Origin of the sequence: Ulvibacterium sp. (genome assembly GCF_028285715.1) — a bacterium.
Lineage (GTDB): Bacteria > Bacteroidota > Bacteroidia > Flavobacteriales > Flavobacteriaceae > Ulvibacterium.
In genome coordinates this window covers 476,623-498,599 of record NZ_JANQOO010000021.1, presented here as the reverse complement: position 1 = coordinate 498,599, position 21,977 = coordinate 476,623, and the positions used below count along the sequence as shown (strand labels likewise).

28 protein-coding genes are annotated in these 21,977 nt (G+C 41.3%); 18 read left to right on the top strand and 10 right to left on the bottom strand.

Annotated features, from left to right (window positions below; all coding sequences use genetic code 11):
- Window positions 1-5 precede the first annotated feature (5 nt).
- The 8 genes from Q0993_RS16165 to Q0993_RS16130 all read left to right on the top strand — a co-directional run bounded on the left by Q0993_RS16165 (window position 6) and on the right by Q0993_RS16130 (window position 5,895).
- The gene (locus Q0993_RS16165) at window positions 6-248 is read left to right on the top strand and encodes a MoaD/ThiS family protein (protein WP_299534957.1); all 243 of its coding nucleotides are present in this window, start codon (window positions 6-8) and stop codon (window positions 246-248) included.
- Entirely contained in the window at window positions 248-667 is a 420-nt protein-coding gene (locus Q0993_RS16160; RefSeq protein WP_299534955.1) for a molybdenum cofactor biosynthesis protein MoaE, read from the top strand. The genes Q0993_RS16165 and Q0993_RS16160 overlap by 1 nt, the downstream gene beginning before the upstream one ends.
- A gap of 177 nt (window positions 668-844) precedes the next feature.
- Window positions 845-1,828 carry a GTP 3',8-cyclase MoaA gene (gene moaA / locus Q0993_RS16155; RefSeq protein ID WP_299534953.1) on the top strand — a complete coding sequence of 328 codons (984 nt, stop codon included), beginning with the start codon at window positions 845-847 and terminating at the stop codon, window positions 1,826-1,828.
- Window positions 1,828-2,301: a cyclic pyranopterin monophosphate synthase MoaC gene (gene moaC, locus Q0993_RS16150; RefSeq protein WP_299534951.1), complete on the top strand. Its 474-nt coding sequence runs from the start codon at window positions 1,828-1,830 to the stop codon at window positions 2,299-2,301. The genes moaA and moaC overlap by 1 nt, the downstream gene beginning before the upstream one ends.
- Window positions 2,264-2,881, top strand: coding sequence for an NTP transferase domain-containing protein (locus tag Q0993_RS16145; RefSeq protein ID WP_299534949.1), 618 nt, complete (start codon window positions 2,264-2,266; stop codon window positions 2,879-2,881). Before moaC ends, Q0993_RS16145 begins: the two co-directional genes overlap by 38 nt.
- On the top strand, window positions 2,878-3,951 hold the full coding sequence (locus Q0993_RS16140) for a HesA/MoeB/ThiF family protein (RefSeq protein WP_299534947.1): 1,074 nt from the start codon (window positions 2,878-2,880) through the stop codon (window positions 3,949-3,951). The genes Q0993_RS16145 and Q0993_RS16140 overlap by 4 nt, the downstream gene beginning before the upstream one ends.
- A complete protein-coding gene (locus Q0993_RS16135) occupies window positions 3,935-4,711 on the top strand; it encodes a sulfite exporter TauE/SafE family protein (protein ID WP_299534946.1) in 777 nt (258 codons plus the stop codon). Before Q0993_RS16140 ends, Q0993_RS16135 begins: the two co-directional genes overlap by 17 nt.
- Window positions 4,708-5,895: a molybdopterin molybdotransferase MoeA gene (locus Q0993_RS16130; protein WP_299534945.1), complete on the top strand. Its 1,188-nt coding sequence runs from the start codon at window positions 4,708-4,710 to the stop codon at window positions 5,893-5,895. The genes Q0993_RS16135 and Q0993_RS16130 overlap by 4 nt, the downstream gene beginning before the upstream one ends.
- A gap of 3 nt (window positions 5,896-5,898) precedes the next feature.
- Here Q0993_RS16130 and Q0993_RS16125 read toward each other — a convergent pair whose 3' ends face one another.
- Window positions 5,899-6,306 carry a PH domain-containing protein gene (locus tag Q0993_RS16125; protein ID WP_299534943.1) on the bottom strand — a complete coding sequence of 136 codons (408 nt, stop codon included), beginning with the start codon at window positions 6,304-6,306 and terminating at the stop codon, window positions 5,899-5,901.
- Between the two features lie 44 nt (window positions 6,307-6,350).
- Window positions 6,351-7,418 carry a DUF3810 domain-containing protein gene (locus Q0993_RS16120; RefSeq protein WP_299534941.1) on the bottom strand — a complete coding sequence of 356 codons (1,068 nt, stop codon included), beginning with the start codon at window positions 7,416-7,418 and terminating at the stop codon, window positions 6,351-6,353.
- Window positions 7,419-7,481: 63 nt separating this feature from the next.
- Here Q0993_RS16120 and Q0993_RS16115 point away from each other — a divergent pair, with 63 nt between their 5' ends.
- Window positions 7,482-8,945 (top strand): aminoacyl-histidine dipeptidase, encoded by a 1,464-nt coding sequence (locus tag Q0993_RS16115; protein WP_299534939.1) that lies wholly within the window; start codon window positions 7,482-7,484, stop codon window positions 8,943-8,945.
- A gap of 106 nt (window positions 8,946-9,051) precedes the next feature.
- A complete protein-coding gene (locus tag Q0993_RS16110) occupies window positions 9,052-9,519 on the top strand; it encodes a CBS domain-containing protein (protein ID WP_299534937.1) in 468 nt (155 codons plus the stop codon).
- 65 nt (window positions 9,520-9,584) lie between these two features.
- Here the strand turns inward: Q0993_RS16110 and Q0993_RS16105 are convergent, their stop codons facing one another.
- The 3 genes from Q0993_RS16105 to Q0993_RS16095 form a co-directional block, all read right to left on the bottom strand.
- Window positions 9,585-10,700, bottom strand: coding sequence for a peptidylprolyl isomerase (locus tag Q0993_RS16105; protein WP_299534936.1), 1,116 nt, complete (start codon window positions 10,698-10,700; stop codon window positions 9,585-9,587).
- 83 nt (window positions 10,701-10,783) lie between these two features.
- Window positions 10,784-11,332 (bottom strand): gliding motility-associated peptidyl-prolyl isomerase GldI, encoded by a 549-nt coding sequence (gene gldI / locus Q0993_RS16100; protein ID WP_299534934.1) that lies wholly within the window; start codon window positions 11,330-11,332, stop codon window positions 10,784-10,786.
- Entirely contained in the window at window positions 11,329-12,345 is a 1,017-nt protein-coding gene (locus Q0993_RS16095) for a bifunctional oligoribonuclease/PAP phosphatase NrnA (protein ID WP_299534931.1), read from the bottom strand. The genes gldI and Q0993_RS16095 overlap by 4 nt, the downstream gene beginning before the upstream one ends.
- 107 nt (window positions 12,346-12,452) lie before the next feature.
- Between Q0993_RS16095 and Q0993_RS16090 the strand changes: the two genes are divergently transcribed.
- The gene (locus Q0993_RS16090) at window positions 12,453-12,872 is read left to right on the top strand and encodes a nucleoside-diphosphate kinase (protein WP_299534928.1); all 420 of its coding nucleotides are present in this window, start codon (window positions 12,453-12,455) and stop codon (window positions 12,870-12,872) included.
- Window positions 12,873-12,915: 43 nt separating this feature from the next.
- On the opposite strand, the gene Q0993_RS16085 is transcribed toward Q0993_RS16090, so the two are convergent.
- Genes Q0993_RS16085 through Q0993_RS16075 form a run of 3 tightly spaced genes read right to left on the bottom strand, consistent with a single transcriptional unit; the run spans window position 12,916 to window position 14,712 of the window.
- Complete coding sequence (locus tag Q0993_RS16085) at window positions 12,916-13,212, bottom strand: DUF721 domain-containing protein (RefSeq protein WP_299534926.1); 297 nt, start codon at window positions 13,210-13,212, stop codon at window positions 12,916-12,918.
- Window positions 13,212-13,631, bottom strand: coding sequence for a hypothetical protein (locus Q0993_RS16080; protein WP_299534924.1), 420 nt, complete (start codon window positions 13,629-13,631; stop codon window positions 13,212-13,214). Before Q0993_RS16080 ends, Q0993_RS16085 begins: the two co-directional genes overlap by 1 nt.
- Before the next feature lies 1 nt (window position 13,632).
- Window positions 13,633-14,712: a DNA replication/repair protein RecF gene (locus Q0993_RS16075; RefSeq protein WP_299534922.1), complete on the bottom strand. Its 1,080-nt coding sequence runs from the start codon at window positions 14,710-14,712 to the stop codon at window positions 13,633-13,635.
- A gap of 128 nt (window positions 14,713-14,840) precedes the next feature.
- On the opposite strand from Q0993_RS16075, the gene Q0993_RS16070 reads away from it, so the two are divergent.
- The 7 genes from Q0993_RS16070 (at window position 14,841) to Q0993_RS16040 (ending at window position 21,037) form a co-directional block, all read left to right on the top strand.
- Window positions 14,841-15,608 (top strand): tetratricopeptide repeat protein, encoded by a 768-nt coding sequence (locus tag Q0993_RS16070; RefSeq protein WP_299534920.1) that lies wholly within the window; start codon window positions 14,841-14,843, stop codon window positions 15,606-15,608.
- Window positions 15,608-16,093 carry a 6,7-dimethyl-8-ribityllumazine synthase gene (ribH, locus tag Q0993_RS16065; RefSeq protein WP_299534917.1) on the top strand — a complete coding sequence of 162 codons (486 nt, stop codon included), beginning with the start codon at window positions 15,608-15,610 and terminating at the stop codon, window positions 16,091-16,093. Before Q0993_RS16070 ends, ribH begins: the two co-directional genes overlap by 1 nt.
- A 157-nt stretch (window positions 16,094-16,250) precedes the next feature.
- On the top strand, window positions 16,251-16,523 hold the full coding sequence (locus Q0993_RS16060) for a riboflavin synthase subunit beta (RefSeq protein ID WP_367279626.1): 273 nt from the start codon (window positions 16,251-16,253) through the stop codon (window positions 16,521-16,523).
- Window positions 16,523-18,379 carry a DNA mismatch repair endonuclease MutL gene (mutL, locus tag Q0993_RS16055; RefSeq protein WP_299534915.1) on the top strand — a complete coding sequence of 619 codons (1,857 nt, stop codon included), beginning with the start codon at window positions 16,523-16,525 and terminating at the stop codon, window positions 18,377-18,379. The genes Q0993_RS16060 and mutL overlap by 1 nt, the downstream gene beginning before the upstream one ends.
- Window positions 18,380-19,123 (top strand): rhomboid family intramembrane serine protease, encoded by a 744-nt coding sequence (locus Q0993_RS16050; protein ID WP_299534912.1) that lies wholly within the window; start codon window positions 18,380-18,382, stop codon window positions 19,121-19,123.
- 2 nt (window positions 19,124-19,125) lie between these two features.
- Entirely contained in the window at window positions 19,126-20,001 is an 876-nt protein-coding gene (locus Q0993_RS16045) for a rhomboid family intramembrane serine protease (RefSeq protein WP_299534910.1), read from the top strand.
- Between the two features lies 1 nt (window position 20,002).
- Entirely contained in the window at window positions 20,003-21,037 is a 1,035-nt protein-coding gene (locus tag Q0993_RS16040) for an endonuclease/exonuclease/phosphatase family protein (protein WP_299534908.1), read from the top strand.
- Here the strand turns inward: Q0993_RS16040 and Q0993_RS16035 are convergent.
- Window positions 21,011-21,334: a DUF6122 family protein gene (locus Q0993_RS16035; protein ID WP_299534906.1), complete on the bottom strand. Its 324-nt coding sequence runs from the start codon at window positions 21,332-21,334 to the stop codon at window positions 21,011-21,013. The two genes, Q0993_RS16040 and Q0993_RS16035, sit on opposite strands and share 27 nt — an antisense overlap.
- A complete protein-coding gene (locus Q0993_RS16030) occupies window positions 21,327-21,977 on the bottom strand; it encodes a WbqC family protein (protein WP_299534904.1) in 651 nt (216 codons plus the stop codon). Before Q0993_RS16030 ends, Q0993_RS16035 begins: the two co-directional genes overlap by 8 nt.

Here is a 21,977-nt window from a genome sequence, read left to right as displayed (position 1 = left end):
ATTTGATGGAAATATTGCTTTTTGGAATTGCTAAAGACATTGTAGGTAGTGCGCAGATGGACTTATCCGAACTGAAATCCCGGCCATCGTCGGTTGGTGAGCTAAAGGATTTTTTGTGTGACTCTTTTCCTGAATTTGGCAGATTATCCTCGTTAGCGGTAGCGGTGAATAGCGAATATGCCGAAGACGCTGCTGTTTTGGAAGTTGGCGACGAGATAGCCATAATTCCGCCTGTAAGTGGAGGTTGATGGAGAAACCGATTATTGAAATCGTCGATATAATTGATACCTCACTGGTGTATGGGGAACTTTCCCACGCCGGTAGCGGAGGTATTTGTGTTTTTGTGGGTGCTGTTCGGGAATTTACCAATAAGGAGGAAGTGGTTTCCCTAGAATTTGAAACCTATGCAAAAATGGCAATAAAAGAGATGAAAAAAATTGCTGCGGAGGCTTCGGATAAATGGGAATTAAATAAAATTGTGATACGTCATGCCATAGGGGTCAAAAGTGTCCAGGAGCCAGTGGTGGTGGTCGGTGCATCATCGGCACATAGGAATGATTGTTTTGAAGCCTGTCGGTTTTTGATAGACACGTTGAAAGAAAGAGTACCTATCTGGAAAAAGGAGATATTCAAAAATAAATCCGTTTGGGTATCGGCCCATCCATAAGAAGGGTTGTGACCCAAACCAAAAAGCAATATCGGTTCTGAACCGTAATGGATGATAGAAATCTAATGGTGCTATGGTTATTCCATGAGATTGGTAGCAAGAAACTTTCAAAATTTTTATACAGGTAAACATGTCAATTTTTTATAGCTTAAATTTGGGTTTGAACTTCAGAGGAAGATGCTTGTAGACAATCATAATAGAAGAATAAATTATTTGCGACTAGCGGTGACGGATCGTTGCAACCTACGCTGCAATTACTGTATGCCCTCAGAGGGTATCGATTTTGCACAAAACGATAAGCTGTTTACCCTAGAGGAATTGGGGCGCTTGGCCTCTATTTTGGTTTCACAGGGAATAGACAAGATCCGTATTACCGGGGGAGAACCCTTTGTTCGCAAGAACTTGATGGTACTAATGCGGCATTTGGTGAAATTGGAGGGTCTGAATGAAATTTCGGTGACCACTAACGCCACCCTCATTGGGCCGCACATAGACGAACTCAAGCATTTGGGTATCAAAAATATAAATGTAAGTCTAGATGCCATCAACAGAGACACCTTTGAACGGATAACCCGAAGGAATCAGTATGATGTGGTACATAACAACATGCTTAGACTGATTACGGAGGGTTTTAATGTACGGATAAATTTTATTGCTTTGGATGGTCAGAATACCCAGGATATTCTGCCCATTTTGGAGCTTTCCAAACATTTTGATGTAGCCGTGCGCTTTTTGGAGGAAATGCCTTTTAATGGTGGGAGTCGAGCCTTTAATACGATTTCTTGGGATTATAAACGTATTCTTGCCCATATAGGGGATGCCCATCCGGAGTATTATCAATTGGAATCGCCAAGTACATCCACCTCCATTAATTATAAGATACCAGGTTTTAAAGGGACCTTTGGGGTAATACCTTCATTTAGCCGTACGTTTTGTGGCACCTGCAATAGACTACGGATTTCGGCTACGGGTGATGTTATTACGTGTCTTTATGGCAAACCTAAAATGAACCTTAGGGATGTTCTCCGCGGGGAGAATTCGGAGGAAAGGGTCAAGGAACATATCCTGTCTGCTATAGGCAACAGGGCAAAGACAGGTTTTGAGGCACAACAGGAAAATAGCGGTTTCTTCAAAAGCTCAATGACTTCAATAGGTGGATAATGAACAGGGAACTCTCACATGTGGACGATACGGGAAGAGCCAAGATGGTAGATGTATCCAACAAGGATGTTTCCGTACGGTCGGCAATGGCTTCTGGAAAAGTGGAATTTCCCCAAGAGGTTTTTGAAATTTTGTCCGGCAAGGATTTTCTAAGCAAAAAAGGGAGTATCATACAAACCGCGATAATTGCTGGAATTCAAGCCGTAAAGAAGACTTGGGAGCTCATTCCGTTATGTCATCAATTGAACCTTTCCAAGATAGACATCACTGTTGTACCTTTGGATAATGCCCTGCAGATCAATTGTATGGTAAAATGTACCGAACGTACCGGAGTTGAAATGGAAGCTTTGACCGGAGTTTCGGTGAGTGCATTGACCATTTATGATATGTGCAAGGCGTTGTCCCATGATATTCGCATTACGGACATTCGGCTGAATGAAAAAACTGGAGGCAAGCATGATTTTAAGGGATAGACTCTATGGACTGGTCCTCTGCGGTGGGAAAAGTACGCGGATGGGAAAGGACAAGGGTCAAATAGCATATCATGGAATACCCCAACGTGAATATCTTTATCATTTGTTGGATAAAGTCTGTGAGAAGACTTATATGAGCATCCGAAGGGAACAGGAAAGAGAGATTGGGACGAGATATAATCGCATCCAAGATCAAGATAAGTATAGGGGCCCCTTTAACGGCTTGTTATCCGCCCATAACAAATTTCCGGATGTCGCTTGGCTCGTCTTGGCCTGTGATTTGCCCTTGATGGATGTACACGCAATACGACAATTAGTTTTGGCAAGGGATTCTAACAAAATGGCAACCGCATTTGCGCAGTTGGAAAACTCCTTACCCGAACCACTTTGTGCTATCTGGGAACCCCAAGGGCTGCGTTCTTCCATGTCGTATGTAGGACAGGGAAATGGGAACAGTCCCCGTAAATTTTTGATGGAAAACGCAGTTAATTTGGTGTTTCCAAAGAGCACCGATGTACTGCTCAATGCAAATTCCATGGAGGATTATAAAGAAGTCCTGGAGAAATTGGAAGCCCTATGAACGGAGAACGCTATGTACGGCAGACCATTTTGAAGGATTTTGGTCCAAAGGCACAGGAACGTTTGTCAAAATCCAAGGTTCTTGTAATTGGGGCTGGAGGTCTAGGGATTCCGGTATTGACTTATCTTAATGCCATGGGTGTTGGTACTTTGGGCATTGTAGATGGCGATAATGTCTCGGGTTCCAATCTTCATCGTCAGGTATTGTACGATGAGAAGGATGTCGGTAAGTCCAAGGTCCAGGTTGCCATCCGAAAGCTAAAGGCCCAAAATTCCGATACTCGCTTACTCCCCTTTGAACAGTTTTTGACAAGGCAGAATGCGCTGGGAATCATTTCGGATTATGATATTGTTGTGGACGCCTCGGATAATTTTCCTACCCGGTATTTGGTAAACGATGCATGTGTTATTTTGAGAAAACCTTTTGTTTATGGGGCGTTGCACGGGTTTGAAGGTCAAGTGAGCGTTTTTAATCACAATGATGGACCCACCTACCGTTGTCTCTTCCCGAAAATGCCCGGAACGGATGAGGTTCCGGACTGTAATACAAATGGCGTTTTGGGCGTAATCCCAGGTATAGTAGGAAATCTTCAGGCCTTGGAGGTGGTAAAAGTGTTGACCGGTGTAGGAGAGGTGCTTTCAGGAAAACTTTTGCTTTTTGACGGACTGTCCCAAAACTTTCAAAACATCAAATTTTCAGTGGTTCCGGATAACCTGAAAATAGATAAACTTAAATCCACCTACGATTTTGAATGTACCACGCATGTAACTTCCATTGAGAGCTCACAATTGGAACAATTGATGAAAACGGATTCCGTTCAATTGATAGATGTACGAACACCAATGGAGTTTAAAGCAGACCACTTGGAAAAGGCACATCATATTCCGCTATCCGAGTTGATCGAACGCAAATCGGAAATTGATTTTGAACGCCCTGTCTACTTCATCTGTCAATCTGGAGTAAGAAGTCAAAAAGCCATCGAGAGACTGTGCGAATATACTCTTGGACTCGAATTGATCAATATCAAGGGCGGGATGAACAATTTAAGGGCCTATGTTGCTAAGTGCTGAAAGCCTAGTACTACTTTGCTTGGGTTTTTTTTTGGTCGCTACCTTGTATTCTTCCGTTGGATTTGGAGGTGGGTCTAGCTATTTGGCCTTGCTGACCCTTTTTTTTGCCAGTTTCTTTGCTATACGTTCTTTGGCCCTTGTCTGCAATCTGGTGGTAGTTTCGGGAAGTATGTATCTCTACTATAAAAAAGGACATATCCGTTTAAGCAAGTTTATTCCATTTGTAATCACAAGTATTCCCATGGCTTTTTTGGGAGCCTCCTTTCGCCTAAAGGAACAGGTGTTTTTTATAATTTTAGGATGTTCCTTAATTGTATCTGCCATATTTTTGGCCTGGCAGACCTACACTTTTATTGCCGATACCGACAGAATTAAGAAATATCCCGGGTATTTCGATTATTTCATAGGTGCTGCCATAGGGTTTTTATCGGGTCTGGTAGGTATTGGAGGAGGTATTTTCCTGGCGCCTGTGCTCAATCACATGCGATGGGACGTTCCTATAAAAATTGCGGCCCTGGCCAGTTTTTTTATTTTGGTAAATTCAGTCTCGGGAATCGGCGGACTTATGGTAGCCCATACTTTGGAACTTCCATTAAAAGAAACTTTTATTTTGGCAGGGACCGTATTTTTAGGAGGGCAGTTGGGTATTCGAATTAGTTTAAGAAAAATGTCGGCCAATGGCATAAAGCGGGTTACCGCACTTTTGGTTTTCATTGTCGGAATTAGGGTATTGTTAAAAAATGGATTGGAACTAATATGATTTCATTTGACGAAGCTTTTGACAAGGTAATACAGCATACCCAAAATTGGGGGGTAGAGACAGTGGATTTGCTGGAGAGTACTGATCGTGTTTTAGCTGAACCTGTTTTGGCCGATCGGGATTTCCCTCCTTTTGATCGATCTACCAGGGATGGAATAGCCATCGATTTCACGGCTTTTGAAAAGGGAAGATCTACTTTTCAAATTGAAAGTGTATTGAGTGCGGGCATGCCACAAAAAGAATTGAGTTCACCGGAACTTTGTTGTGAAATCATGACCGGGGCCATTGTTCCCAAAAACGCCGATACCGTTATCATGTACGAGGAAGCAACTCTTGAAAATGGTAATGCGATTGTAAAATCCATCCCTAAAAAAGGACAGAACATCCATAAAAGGGGAAGTGATGCACGCACCGGTGCGATATTGTTGCGGCCAGACCGCAGCGTTTCGGCGGCGGAAATCGGAGTTTTGGCTACTGTCGGAAAAACCCGCGTATCCGTAAAAAAACTGCCTAAGGTCTGTGTTATTTCCACAGGTAACGAATTGGTGGATGTTTCGGAAACGCCGCTTCCCCATCAGATTCGAAAATCGAATGCCTTATCCTTGTACGCTGCCTTGTCCAAGGACAATATAACACCGGAGCTTTTGCATCTAACCGATGACAAAAAGACGATAGAAGAAAATATTGTTAGGGTACTGCAGCAAAATGATGTAATCCTCTTGAGTGGGGGAGTATCCAAGGGAAAATTCGATTTTATCCCTGAGGTGATGAAGTCTCTCCATGTTGAAAAAGTGTTTCATCGGGTAGCCCAACGACCTGGAAAGCCATTTTGGTTCGGAGTTCAAAAGCAGCATAATACCCAAGTGTTTTCATTTCCGGGAAATCCGGTGTCTACTTTTACCAACTACCATGTGTATTTTGTACCCTGGTTATACCAATGTTTGGGATTGAGATATCCAAAAAGGGAAGTGATCTTGGATCAACCTATTCGTAATGATTTGCCTTTGACCCGTTTCGTTCAGGTCAAAACGCATTTTGAAAAGGGAAAGCTATGCGCCAATCCTATTACAGATGGTGGTTCCGGGGATTTGGCCAGTCTCTCGAAATCCGATGGATTCGTTTGCTTAAGACCTAGGGAGCAAGAATATGAAAAAGGGGAGTTGGTTTCTTTTTATGAAACATAAAGGCTATGGCGTTTTAAATTCAATCCCTGGATTTAACAGAAGAAGATGGTCAATAAATTCCTTTTTTGCCTTAGGCGAAATCAAGACTGACTTGTCTTGACCATAAAAAAGTTCAAGCCGGTCCAAAGATACGGCCGGGGCACTTACAGGATTGCGGCTTTCGGATATTTTGCTTATGGTGTTGATAGCAACGGTTTTATTAACAAACAGACCGCATCTGATTTTTAGAACTTCGTGGTCAATGACGTAGTATGTGGTCATAAAAGTGTAGGCAACAAATACAAGTACTAAAATGTTGATGCCCAATCCTATCCATTCCCGAATGCTTATCATTACCACAGAAGAACCCAGAATTATAGCCAAGAGGAAAACAACGAGTCCTGCACTGATCTTTGAAGGATACTTTTGCATTTTTATGGCTATTTTTCGGTTTCTTAATTTGAACTTCCAAACACCTATAAAGGGTTTTCCTTATGATAATTGACCAGCAATGAAACCACGGCATTGTAGCTTTTAATACCTTCAGCCTGGCTATTTGCCTTAAGGAACGAATCAAAAATGGACTTAAAAACCGGTTCCAATGGGTTTTCGAATTGTCTCCAGAATTCGACAATTTCGCGAAAATTCCCTTGAACACCAGTATGGAGTTGCGCATAAAGTCTTTTAAAAACAGCATCATCCCTTCTTCTGATTTCGGATAGACAATAGCCCAAGGCATAGGCCGAAGCGGAATATTGAAAATAAAGGTCATCATTGTTTGCCGTAACCAGGTATCCGATAAAATTGGTTTCGTCCTCCGCAGAATACCCCACTTGATGACCAATTTCATGCCCCGCTACCACGGGAAATCTAAAGTTTGGTAATCTGCCGTTTACCTGCCCTTCGTTCGTAAAGGGATTTAGATAACCACCGTATCCCATGTAAGTCAATCCCGTGCTGAACAAAGAAGTTTTGATACTCGGCCTATTATAGGCCAGAAAGGGTAGTGATTTTTCCAATTTTTGATACCCCTCAATGGTCTTCCCAAAAATCTCCTGATTCGTATATGGAATCTCCACCCGTTGAGTCGAGTCCTTGGTGATGGCCAATTGTAGTGCGTTGGTTTTGGCGGTAAGCGCTTCGGTCAGATCAATAAGATCTTCCTGGGTATGGGATTCAGGCAAAACTAGTTTCTCACCGATGGGTTGTCGGTAATAGTTGAACCCCCAAAGTAGGTGAAATGTAAAGTAGGCCGTGGAAAGTACCATGATTACATCCCGGAAGAACCCCTTTTTATGGTCTTTGATATACTTTCGGTGGACGATGAGATAGCGAACAGCAAAAAAAATCAATGAAAAATAGAGAATATCCCCGACCGAGAAGGGAATCCAACCAAATATCCATCGAAAAAACTGGGAAATCCAGGGGTACATACCCTCGCTGTAATAGGTCTCGATAAATTGCGAATTGGCACCAAGCGCTTTAACCAAAACAATCTGGGGAATCAAAGCGATGGCAATACCATTTTTTAACCTATTCTTCATCCTGTCAAAAGTAGCGAATTCCTTTTTCTATATGTACTTTTGAACACTAAACAATGTATTGCTATGAGTGAACCGATACGACAATTGGAACCTTTTTCAATTTGGAACAATTTTGCCAATTTGAACGCAATTCCGCGACCTTCCAAAAAAGAGGATAAAATTATACGGTTTATGCTGGATTTTGGAGATTCCCTAGGGTTGGAAACCTTTAGGGATAGGATAGGCAATGTTATAATAATAAAACCGGCGACAAGGGGAATGGAGGATCGAAAAACGGTAACCCTACAATCCCATTTGGATATGGTCCATCAAAAAAATGCGGATATTAATTTTGATTTCAATAGGCAGGGGATTCAAATGTTCGTAGATGGAGATTGGGTAAGGGCAAAGGGAACCACCCTTGGGGCGGATAATGGTATTGGAGTAGCCACCATAATGGCCTTAATGGAAAGCACGGATATTCCACACCCAAGGTTAGAGGCACTCTTTACAATTGATGAGGAAACGGGGATGACCGGAGCCATGGCCTTGGAAGGGGGTGTTCTTCAGGGAGAGATTTTGTTGAATTTGGACACGGAGGAAGATGATGAAATTGATATTGGTTGTGCAGGAGGCATTGATGTTACGGCAACAAGGGGGTATAATGAAAAACCGGTTCCAAGGGGTGTTACAGCCTACAAAATCGAAGTGAACGGCCTACAAGGTGGCCACAGTGGAATGGATATACACAGAGGTCTTGGAAATGCCAACAAGATAATGAACCGCTTACTATACCACAGTTCGGAGCAGTATCATACCCGAATATCAGAAATAGAGGGAGGAGGGCTTCGAAATGCAATTCCTAGGGAAAGTTTTGCAAAAATAGTGGTTGACAAGTCTCAGGCAGAGAACTTTGAAATCACATTTGAGACAATGCAACGTCAGATTGTTAAGGAACTACAGATCAATGAGCCAAATTTGCAGATTAGGTTACACGGACTAAAGACTGTGCCCAAAAAGGTTATGGGCCTGGGAGCTCAGGAAAAACTGTTGAAGGGGATATACGCTGCACATAATGGGGTATATGCGATGAGTGCGGCAATTGAAGGTTTAACGGAGACCTCCAACAATATAGCCAATGTGGAGGTGAAAAATGGACAAATTCAAATAGGGTGTCTAACACGTTCTTCCATAGATTCCGCAAAGATGGATTTAGCCTATGCGCTAAGGGCAACTTTTGAATTGGCCGGATGCAAGGTAGTCTTTCAAGGGAATTATCCCGGTTGGCAACCTAATCCCAATTCCGAAATCCTAAAGGTATTGGTCAAAAAATACAGGAGCTTGTTCAACGAAAAGCCCGAAGTTGTTGCCTGCCATGCCGGATTGGAATGCGGTATCTTAGGCCAGAATTACCCGGATATGGATATGATAAGCTATGGACCAACAATAAAAGGAGCACATTCACCGGATGAACGGGTAAGCATTTCGTCGGTTGGGAAGTTTTGGAGTTTTACAAAAGAAATCTTAAAAGATATCCCTAAGAAATGAACTCCTAAATTTTCAGCCTACATTAGAAACGTGGGTTGATATAGATTCCGTATTGTTTAATTTGTTGAAATTCAGTAACTTTAGGTAAATCCAAAAGCCGTATATCATGGGAATCAAGAGCTTTCAGGGTGCGAGGAAGCATCAGAAATCAGAAGAGAGTGTTCCGTTAAAAGTTAGTGATTACATGACCCGAAAACTGATAACCTTTAGACCGGAACAATCCGTTGAAGAGGTTATAGATGCCTTAATAAAGAACAAAATATCAGGAGGCCCCGTTGTTAATGAAAAGAATGAACTTGTCGGTATCATTTCCGAGGGCGACTGTATTAAACATATTAGTGATAGTAGGTATTACAATATGCCCCTGGAAAAGAATAAGGTAGAGCACAGTATGGTCAAAGGGGTGAAGACGATAGATGGAAACATGAATATTTTTGACGCCGCCAATAAATTCCTAAACGAGAAAAGAAGACGGTTCCCCATTGTTGAAAATGGTAAATTGGTTGGCCAGATTTCCCAGAAGGATATTCTGAAGGCCACGGTAAGGTTAAAATCGCAGAACTGGGGGAAATAGTAGTATACAATCGTTCTTTGGAGGTGTCCATAGAAAATCTGTGGACACCCCTGAGGATTTACAATTTACTGAACTATTCCTGTTATTTCCAGATCGAAGACCAAATCTGCATTAGGCGGGATTGTGCCTCCAGCCCCAGCTGCTCCATATCCCAAATGGGGAGGGATGAACAAACGTATCTTATCGCCTACTTTCATGGTCATTAAGCCTTCCTTAAACCCAGGGATTAATCTTGCTTCTGGGCTATAGTCCATCGGTATGGCGTCATACCCCCTGCCTAGTTTTCTTCGCTGATCAAACTTATTGAACTTTACGGCAACGTCTTCATAATTGCTATCAAAAAGGTCGCCATTTTGTAAGTGACCTGCATAGAAAACATTCACCTTTTGCCCAATCTTTGGTTTTTCACCCCCACCTTCTTTTAGGGTCAGAATCTTAAGACCTGAGGGTAATTCCTCTGCCTGTTCCCTTTGTTGGGCCAATTCAGCCGCAAAATCTGTCTTCATCTTTTCAAATGCCGCAATTTTCGCTTCCTCTTCCTCAAAATAATCCGTCATTACTTGTACGGCATCAAAATTTTTGGCCTTCTTACCATTCCTTATAATCTCAATGGTCTTCATGATTATGTCATCAACGGGTTTGTCCTTTTGTGGTGGTCCGGTGGTGGTCTCAACATTAGCAATGGAATCTACAACATCCATCCCCACCGTTACCTCGCCGAATACCGTATGCCTTCCATCCAAAAAGGGCGTTTCTTTATGGGTTATAAAAAATTGGCTGCCGTTGGTTCCGGGCCCGGCGTTGGCCATGGAGAGGATACCTGCTTTATAATGACTTAAGGAATCGTGAATTTCATTTTTGAACTTATATCCCGGACTGCCACTGCCCTGGCCGGTAGGATCACCGCCTTGAATCATAAAATCCTTGATGACCCTATGAAAGATGACCCCATCATAATATTTTTTTCCCTTGAACGCGTCAATCACAAAGGGGCTTGTACCTTCGGCAAGGGAAACAAAATTAGCGACCGTTACCGGTGTTTTCTCATATTCCAGCTCTACAATGATGTCGCCTTTATTTGTCTTGATATCGGCAAAGAGGCCATCACCTAAATCAGCATATTGACTTTTGCAACTTGCCAGAAGTAAGGCCAAGATTATTAAAAAATTGATTTTTTTCATTTTATGGATTTTGGTTTTTAACAGTAATCAATAATCAGTAAGCGGTACCCTTTTTATCCTTAAATACCCAGTATTTCTTATTTTCACTTCAAACTATCTTGTTGTTTTTGGATTTTGAGTATGGATAGGGTAGATTTTATGGGTACATTAATCCCTATCTTGTTATTGTCTCCATGGTAACCGTAAGCCAATGAGGAAGGATACAAAAAGGTTGCTGTTTCTTTTTCCTTTAACAATTTTACACTGTTGCGGAGCCCGGGAAAAAGTTCTTGCTTGTCTACTTTGTATTGAACTATGCCAATTGCCTCAGCGGAGTAAATGGTATCGTTGCTTAAACTCAGTATATCGTATGTCATTGTAACCAGATCATCCGACTGGGGCGTATATTCGGTATTTTCGTTCAAGGTTTTATAAAAGTACCAAGAACCGCTGGCACTCTGATTATAATCATGAAAGCTGTCCTTGGCAATAATATCGGCAATCAGTTTTTCTTCAATTTCCAGAAGTTTCTTACTACGCTCGATGGACTCTTTGAAGAAACTACTGGTTTTGGCCTGTATAGGTCTACGGGGTTCGGGACCACCGCAACCAAAGAAGACAACCACTAAGAGAATAAGCCAAAGGTATTTCATGAATTAAGCGACTTCTTATAATTTTCAAGTAGGGACTTAAAATGGGCAACGGTATCTTGTAGGGAAAGATTACTTCTTCCACCTGCAGCATTGTTATGACCACCTCCATTAAAATGTTTGCGGGCAAATTCGTTCACCAGAAAAGAACCCTTGGAACGAAATGAAATTTTAATGATACCTTCCTCCGTATTCTCTATGAAAATAACGGCGAACACAATTTCATCCAAGGTTAGTCCGTAATTTACAAAACCTTCGGTATCCCCTTTTTTAAAGTTGTTTTTTTCCAATTCCTCTTGGCTCAGGGTAATATAAACAGTCTTGTATTCCTGCAGGATAACCAAGTTTTTAAGGGCACAACCCAATAAATGCAATCTGCTAGGTGTGTTCGTATTAAAGACTTCATTATGTATTTGGGCATTCTCAGCGCCCCTGTCAATAAGGTCCGCAACTATCCTATGGGTGCGACTAGTGGTAGAGGAAAATTCAAAGGAACCCGTATCGGTCATGATACCCGTATACAAACAGTTGGCGATTTCCACGGTAATTTTAGAGGTGTCTCCCAAGGATTCTATGAAGTTGTAGACCATCTCACAAGTAGAACTCATCGAAACATCGGAATATGCGATGTCCGCATAATCCGCTGGTTCTTGATGATGATCGATCATTATGAATTTTGCACTGGATCTTTCCAAGGGTTCTTCCAATTGGCCAACCCTTCCTAAATGATTAAAATCCAAGGTAAATATTAGCGAGGCCTCGTTTATTTTCCTTTTGGCCTGACGGTTTTCCTTTTCATAATTGAGGATGTACTCGTTTCCTGGCATCCATTTCAAAAATTTTGGATAATCGTTAGGGGAGATTATAGTGGCCTGCTGCCCTTTATTTTGTAAGAAATGCCAAAGGGCCAAAGTAGATCCTACAGCATCACCATCCGGATTTTTATGGGGAACGATTACAATCTTTTGAGGCTCGGACAACAATTTCTTGATGGCATTTATATCCTCTAAATTCATGCGCGCAAAGATACGATAATATTGAAGAAACCCCACTTGAATGGTAATGAAAACCTAAAAAGTTGTAGGTTGGTGGGAAAAGCGTATTTTTGCGCAAAATTTTACAAATGACTTCGAACAGAACCTTTACAATGCTTAAACCGGACGCGGTGGAAAATGGTCACATAGGTGCCATTCTTGAAAAGATTACCTCTGCTGGTTTTAAGATTGTGGCCATGAAATATACGCAATTGAGCAGACGGGATGCCCAGGAATTTTATGCCATTCACAAGGAACGGCCTTTTTTTGGAGAATTGGTCGACTTTATGACCCGAGGTCCCATTGTTTCGGCCATTTTGGAAAAAGAAAACGCGGTTGAGGATTTCAGGGCTCTTATAGGCGCAACAAATCCGGCCGAGGCGGCGGAGGGAACCATTCGAAGGCTATTTGCCACGGACATTGCCGAGAATGCGGTCCATGGCTCGGACAGTGACGAAAATGCGGCTATAGAAAGCGCATTCCATTTCTCGGGAAGGGAAATATACTGATCAAAAATGGTAGCACCAACCAAAAAAGGTGCTTTTCGGCACCTTAGCGTAACACTAGCTTCTTTACCATATTCTTTTCGAGTTCTTCATTGAGCATTAGAATAATCCTTGACTTTCCAAGGCTCAATTCCTCCCGGAGTACGGAGGAAGAAAGCCCTACGAAAAGTGTTTCATTGCGTAGTTCAACAGAGGTAGTGTAATTGTTTACGCCCTTGCCCATTATTTTCTTCCAGGCTTCCCTTGCGTTTACCTGGTCTATTCCCTTTTCTAGATGGTTCTCCTTAATAAACTCCCGTATAGCATCGCCTATGGGAAGACCCGAATTATTTCTTTTCGCCATTACTCTTTAGCATTAATGGGATTAAACCGTTTATATGCATATTCTACACCCGCGTCGTTGGATACGGAAAAGTTGTCCTCTGAAATCCTGAGAATGGTCTCTTTCCATTCGCTTAAATCGTTTTTATAATGGAAGATGAACTCTCCATCATGTTCAAAAATCGAGAAAAATTCCGCGTCGTTGGAGGTGTCAAAAGTGCCATCAAATTTAGGTTGTACCTTTTTTCGAAAACCTTTGAGACTATCAATTTTAATGAAATCTATACTTGTACTTACCTTATACTCCTTTGTATTTCCGTCCTGAAGGGAAACCTTGGTAATTTCCCAGTAGCCGTTAAGTAAGTCCAAATCCTTTTCGGATATTGTATCGGAACATCCTACTGTAAAAAAGACAAAAGCCAAGATATAGATTCCCCTCATCTTACAATTTAAAGATTTTATAGGTTTGATGTATATTTTTAACGACGTTTTCCGTGCGCTCTGCATGGGTGTCACTAATGAATATCTGTCCAAAATTTTCATTGTCTACCAAAGCTACAATATGGGCTACCCGGGTCTCATCCAATTTATCGAAGATGTCGTCCAATACCAAAATCGGCTTTGCTTTTGCCTGCTTTTTTATAAAATGGAACTGGGCAAACTTTAAAGCGATTAAAAAAGATTTTTGCTGCCCTTGACTCCCGAATTTCTTTACTGGGTAATCGGCAATTTTAAAAATCAGGTCGTCCTTATGGATGCCCACACTGGTATACTGTAGCATCCTGTCCCGTTCTAGATTCTCCTCCAGAAGTTCCAACAGACCCTTTTCTCGTAGCTTACTTTCGTATATCAGGTTCACCATTTCCATTCCTCCCGAAATCTCGCCATATTGTTCTTGAAATATCGGAATGAAGGTCTCCATAAATGCTCGTCTTTTTTTAAAAATTTCGGCACCTAAGCCATGCATTTGCTCATTATAGATTTGAAGCGTACCGGAATCATACGTTTGGTTTACGGCAAAATATTTCAATAATGAATTCCGCTGTAGTAAGACCTTATTGTACTTTATAAGTTGGTGGAGGTATTCCTTATCGGATTGGGAGATGACCCCGTCCATGAATTTCCTTCGTGTATCACTACCTTCAAGGATAAGGTCCCTATCCGCAGGCGATATGATGACCAAGGGTAATAGACCAATATGATCAGATAGGCGATCATAGATTTTACCATTGCGTTTTATGATTTTTTTGGTTCCTCTCTTGAAGCTACAGACAATTTTTTCTGCTCTTTGATTTTTTTCAAACTCCCCATCGAGGACAAAAAAATCCTCCTTATGGCGTATGTTTTGAGTGGCTATGGGGTTGAAATAGCTTTTTCCAAAGGAGAGATGGTACACCGCATCCAAAATATTGGTCTTTCCCACTCCATTGCTACCCACAAAACAATTGATTTTGCTATCGAATTCGAAATTTTGTGATTCAAAGTTTTTATAGTTGATCAGCGATAATTTTTTCAAAAACATATCAAAAACTCCAGGATATTTTTAGTCTCGAACATTAGGGAACCTGCAAAATATCGAAAATTAACGAATAAATACCCCCTGGGATTTCAATAAAAACTTTATTTTTGCGCGACCAATTAAAATGAGGGATGGCTACATACAAGAGGCGGGGTTTTAAACCCAAAAACAAGGCAGAAGGCAAACAGTTCGATACCCAGGAAAGTACAACGGCCGAGGTTTTTAGCACCTTGGATCAAGGTGCTTCGAGAACCGAGGCATGGGTCTCTAAGAACCAGAACTATATTTTAGGGATTATCGGGGTCGTTGCCGTAGGGGTTTTGGGTTACTTGGCTTATATGCAATTTGTACAAAAACCGAAAGAGGCCAGTGCCGCCAATGAAATGTATTACCCACAACAATACTTTGATCAGGCTCTAAATAGTGAAACTGAAAAGGATTCCCTGTATAATTTGGCCTTGAACGGCGCAGAGGGTAAATATGGTTTTCTGGATATTGTAGATGAATATCCAGGGACAAAAGCGGCCAATTTAGCCAATTACTCGGCTGGGATGGCTTATTTGAATACCCAAAAATATCAGGAGGCCATTGATTATCTGGAAGAGTTTAAGTCAGATGATGATATTTTGGGCGCACTGGCAAAAGGTGGCCTTGGAGATGCATTTATGCAATTGGGGCAGCCAGAGGAGGCCCTGGGATACTACGAAAAGGCATTAACCCATAGTACCAATGCCTATACTACCCCAAAATTTTTGTTCAAATCGGGTGTTACTGCATTGGAGCTGGGCCAAAATGAAAAAGCACTTCAATATTTTGAACGTATAAAAAAGGAATTTCCAAATTCTGATGATGCAAAATCCATAGACGCATTCATAGGAATGGCTAAAAGTGGAAAGTAATGGCCACTGCAAATAAGAACTTATCCGTTTATCAAAAAGAAACCATTCCGAATGCCAAGAATCTTAGGTTTGGTGTGGTGGTCTCCGAATGGAATTCCGAGATTACGGAAGGGCTTTTTAGGGGGGCTATGGAAGCCCTGTTGGACTGTGGTGCCCTGTCCGAAAGGATAACTAGATGGAACGTTCCTGGGAGCTTTGAGTTGATCTTTGGTTGCAAAAGAATGGCCAATGAAACAGACGTGGATGCCATTGTCGCCATAGGTAGCGTTATTAGGGGGGAGACCAAACACTTTGATTTTGTTTGTAGTGCCGCAGCACAGGGCATAAAAGACCTTAACTTACAACTAGCGATTCCCGTTATTTTCTGTGTACTGACCGATGATAATTTGCAACAGGCCAGGGAGCGCAGTGGTGGCAAGCATGGTAATAAAGGTACCGAAGCCGCCATAGCCGCTATAAAAATGGCGACTTTGGGAAAAAATTAGTCTTCTTTGCCGCATCATTGATTTTCAAATTTTTATTTGCTTTTTCCGACCTCAATGGCTTTGTGCCCTGTTAACAAATTTTGGGAATCCGTTTACGGCATATTTTTTGATTTTGAGTAACTTTGAAACTATGGGTTTTATTGGGAAATTCACAAAATTGCGTAAAAACAAGGAGTTCGGTTACCAACCCCGTTACTATGATGATAAGGGTGAGGGCAGTCCCTTTAAACTGGAAAATCGTTTTGACAAGTATCGCACTACGGTTAACACTCCCAGAGGCTTAAAAGGCAAATTCCGCAGTGTTAAAGAAGATATGCAAAGGTCCGGTGATCGCCATATCAAAACCCGAATGGTCATTATAATTGCCGTATTGGTCCTCATTTTTCTGTACATCATAGATTTTGATCTTTCTATATTCTTTGGGCGATAATGGCGGATATCATTAAACTACTGCCCGACCATGTGGCCAATCAAATCGCTGCAGGTGAAGTTGTACAACGCCCTGCTTCCGTGGTAAAGGAACTATTGGAGAATGCCATCGATGCTCGGTCCAATACCATAAAGCTTATTATAAAAGATGGCGGCAAAAGCCTTATCCAAGTCGTGGATGACGGTATAGGTATGAGCACTACGGATGCTCGTTTGAGTTTTGAAAGACATGCCACTTCCAAAATTCAGAAAGCGGAAGACCTTTTCAATCTACATACTAAAGGTTTCCGTGGTGAGGCTTTGGCATCTATAGCCGCTATAGCCCATGTAGAAATGCACACCCGCACGGAAGGGGAGGAGGTAGGCACCCAATTGAGGATAGAAGGAAGTGAGGTGGTATCCCAAGAAGTCTGCGTAACTCCCAAGGGCACTTCGTTATCCGTGAAAAATTTGTTCTTTAATATTCCTGCGCGTCGTAACTTTTTAAAGTCGAATCAAGTGGAACTTCGACACATTACGGACGAATTTCATAGAGTAGCCTTAGCACACCCTGGCATAACGTTTCACTTTTATAACAATGGAAGCGAGCTCTTCAACCTGCCTAAAAGCAATTATCGCCAACGAATCGTGCATATTTTTGGAACCAGGACCAATGCGAAATTGGTACCCGTCGGAGAGGAGACCCATGTGGTAAAGATCCAAGGATTTATACATAAACCAGAATTTGCAAAAAGAAGCAGGGGAGAGCAGTTTTTTTTCGTGAACCATAGATTTATCAAGAGCCCGTATCTACATCATGCGGTCGTCTCGGCTTTTGAAGGACTTATTAAAACGGATACCTATCCTGGATATTTTTTGTATTTGGAGGTAGATCCGTCCTCCATTGATATAAATATCCACCCGACCAAGACCGAAGTTAAATTTGATGATGAACATACCCTTTATGCAATTTTAAGGTCTACCATAAAGCACAGTCTAGGGCAATTCAATATAGTTCCTACCTTGGATTTTGAACGTAATCAGAATTTGGATACGCCTTATGCCTATAAGGACCAGGAGGCAAAACAACCGCAAGTTACCGTAGATGCCCAATTCAATCCTTTTTTGGAGACTTCGGGCAAATCACCCTCCGCTGCACAGGGATATACCGCGGCGCGGAAAACCGGCCAGTGGGAGAGTTTGTATGTTGGGATGGATCAACCTTTAGGAGATGATACCGGTTTTAGTAGTGTGCACTTGGAATCTGATGGCATTACAGGTTCGATTTTTGAAGACCAATTGGATGTAGGGCATTCTGTTGCCACTACGTTTCAACTTAGGCGAAAGTATATAGTGACTTCCATTAAATCCGGAATGGTGGTCATTGACCAAAATAGGGCACACCAACGGGTACTTTACGAAAAACTCTTAAAAAACACCACGGTAAAACAGTCCGTAAGTCAACAGCTTTTATTTCCATTGACCCTCTCGTTCACCAAATCGGATAGGGCAATTTTGGAAGAAATAAGGACGGACCTTATCCATATTGGCTTTATTTTTGAAACTTTGGACAAGGAATCCCTAAAAATAACGGGAGTACCGTACTTAATTCCTGAGAACGAAGTGGGTACGGTCTTAGATCAATTGATTTCGGATTACAGGCATGAGATTGCCGGTGAAGGCTTTTCGCAGGCTGATATTTTGTCGAAAACCCTGTCAAAATCGTTGGCGGTGAAAACGGGGGAGGTTTTGGATTGTAGTTCCCAATTGGCCTTGGTCAATGATTTGTTTGCTTGTAAGGAATCCAGGGTAAGTCCGTTTAACAAACCAATATACGTTACGCTTACCGAACAAGATATTGAAAAAAAATTCATTTAGATGGGGAGATTGACCGAAGCTATTAAACATCTGCTTATAATCAATATTTTATTTTTTGTGGCTACGGCCATTTACGGAGACCAGATGTATCAATGGTTTTCGTTATGGTTCCCCAAAAATGAGAATTTCGTGTTTTGGCAAGTTGTTTCACATATGTTCATGCATGGTGGCTTTATGCATATTGCCTTTAACATGTATGCTTTATGGGCCTTTGGAACACCTCTGGAACGTATGTGGGGGCGTAATAAATTTTTATTTTTCTATTTTTCAGCTGGATTGGGAGCCGCTTTGATACACACAGGGGTCAACTATTATTACTTCAATACAGGAATTGACGCCATTGTCAATTCTGGTATTTCCAAAAGTCAGATTATCCAAATCATTTCCGAAGGGAAATATAGTCCAGATTGGTATAATTTGGCTTCAAAAAGTACCATAGACAATTTCCTTTCGGCCTATAACACTCCAGCTGTCGGTGCCTCAGGTGCTATTTATGGTATTTTGGTGGCCTTCGGAATGTCCTACCCTAATAGCGAACTTTTCATCATATTTTTACCCATTCCGATTAAAGCAAAATTCTTCATTCCTATACTTATTGCAATGGATCTTTTTTCAGGAGTTACCGGAGTATCCATTTTCGGACAGGGCATAGCCCATTTTGCTCATATTGGAGGTGCGTTGTTTGGGTTTATTATGATGTGGTATTGGAAAAAAAACCAGTTTAACAAAAATCGCTGGGACTGAATATGAGCGGGGGAAATCTAAAATATCAGTATGCCAGGCTTAGTATAGCCGAAAAGCTTATTGCTATCAATGTTGTGGTATTTATTATAAACGGCCTGTTTCCTTTTTTGCTCGGTCTGCCTAAGAACAGCATTGTACAATGGTTTCAATTGCCCAAGGACTTTTTCGATTTCCTTTCCCAGCCTTGGTCCATAATTACCTACTCCTTTTTTCATGGGGGATTGGGCCATATTTTTTGGAATATGTTGGTGTTGTATTTTGCGGGCCGCATTTTCCTAAATCTTTTTGATGGGAAACGCTTCCTGAACGTCTATTTGTTGGGGGTAATTTTGGGCGGATTGTTTTTTTTGTTGAGCTATAATCTCTTTCCAGCATTCTTTGGGGTAAATGCGGTGCTTATAGGAGCTTCAGCCGGGGTACGTGCCGTGTTGATTTTTATTTGTGCCTATATCCCAAATCAAGAAGTTCGACTTATTTTTTTCAATATCAAGCTTTGGTATATCGGAGTATTCGTAGTATTGATGGATCTTGTCCAAATGCCATATACAGGTAATGCGGGGGGGCATTTGGCACACTTGGGAGGAGCATTGTTGGGTTATGTATATGCACGGCAATTGCTAAACGGGAGGGATATTGGCGAAGGTTTTTCAAAGTTTATGGACGCTATGGCCAACCTTTTTAAGAAAAAAGAGAAGAAGGCACCTTTGAAAACGGTATATAAAAAAAAGAAAGCGACGGAAAAATCAAAAAAGGACTATGGCAAGGAGGCACATCAACGTAAAATAGATGCGATCTTGGATAAAATAAGTAAGTCAGGATATGAAAGCCTGTCCAAGGCCGAAAAAGATTTTTTGTTCAAAGCCGGTAAAGAAGACTAATTTGACCAAACGCTTATCTCTCTTCAATAAATTGGTTTTTATTTTCAATGTCATCTTTGCGTTGGCCCTATTTCTGGTTTACATTGATTACTTCAACCTTGTAGGGACATTTTCTCTAATATCGTTTCTAAACTTGTTGGTTCCGTTTTTGGTGGGCATCAATGTTTTATTTTTGATCTACTGGGCTATTCTAAGGAAAAGGGAGTTTCTTTTGTCCACTGTTATTCTCATTCCGGGATATTTTATGTTTGGTAGTTTTCTAAGGCTTTTTGATTCGAATTCTACCATTGATGAGCAAGACATTAGTATTCTGACTTTTAATGTCCATAGTTTTTATGGTTTGACATGGGCAAGGGACTCAGCCTTCAGTAAGGAAATTTTAGATTTTCTTGCAGAACAAGATGCTGATATCATTAATTTTCAAGAGTTCGGTCCTATAAAGGGAGATGCTCTGGATAAGTATCCCTATAGTTATGTTAATTTCAATTTTAAAAATAGTGAAGGACGAGTAAATCAGGCCATTTACTCAAAATATCCGATCATTGCCAAGGGATCATTGGATTTTCCCCAAAGTCGGAACAACGCTATTTATGCTGATATAGCAATATCTTCAGATACGGTGCGACTATATAATGTGCACCTACAATCCTTAAGATTCCGACTGGGTTCAGTAAAAAGGGAAGAGCCACAACGCTTATATCAAAGATTAGGAGAGGCACTTGCTCAACAAGAGGACCAGGCCCGGATATTGGTAGACCACTTTAAGGGTGTAAGACATAAAAAAATTATTTCAGGAGATTTCAATAACACACAATTCTCACATATCTACCGTACACTGAAGGGCGATTTTAAAGATACCTTTATGGAAAAAGGCGGGGGATTGGGTAGTACCTATAATTTAAGGTTTCTACCCTTTCGAATAGATTTTATCCTGGTTGACCCAAGTTTTGAAGTTACTGCACACAAGAATTATGACGTGCAACTTTCTGACCATTTACCCGTAATGGCGTCATTCCGATTGGATGGCAAGGAATAAACAGTCCGTGGCATCTGCCAACATATGTATCAATGCGGCAATTCCAAAAATTCTGACCTTTTCAAAAAACAGTAGCACAAAATAGCCCGCCAACGCCCAATAGCTGTGTAAAGGATGAAAATTGATACTGCATCGGTTTGGATCAAAAATGGGATCGGCCCATAAATGGTCAATATCTATAAGAATTCCCGCCAAAAGTATTAAGATGATATGCCATTTCCTGCTTTTATAAAAAAGCAGGCCAACAGCTATGGGAACCAAAAAATGAATTCCATAATGTGCAACGGATCTAAGCATAGATAAAATCCAAATTTTGATTTTTCAAAAAAGAAACGGTATGGGGTCCCTCATTGAACAAGAGATCCAACACACTTAGGTTTTCTATAAACCCATTACGGCTTCCAAAAACTTGTGTATATGTTTCCTGAACGAACCGAATTTCTTTTTTGGCATTGACTAAATGGCGTGCGTCCAATATTTTGGGTATTGGATTTTGAGTCTTAACGTTTTTATGGTAAGTCACGGTCTTTTCCAAGGGCATTTCAATTTGAAGACAGTTACAGACGGTTTCTATGGTCCTGAGGTTGAAATCCAACAAAGAAAAATGCTTTTCTCTAAATAGCGGTGCAATATCATCTTCATAGTACTCAAAAAATGGAGAAGTCCTATAAGCGGTTTGTAATGTTCGCCAATGTTGCCGTTGCCAAGAATAAGAGTTGTCCAACCGTACCTCCTTGTACTTTTGCCTTCCCTCTTTTCCACCCACATGCTTTATTGGGATAGTCAACATGTGTTTCCCCTGGTCGGTTGAAATATAACAACGATTACGGTAAGTTTGTTTTTGATAATTGTCTTCAATTTCCCAAAGAACCCTGTCCCTTGTTATAACCGAAAAGATAGCTATGTTCGGAAAGTAAGTAGGATGAAGGAGGGTGTACAT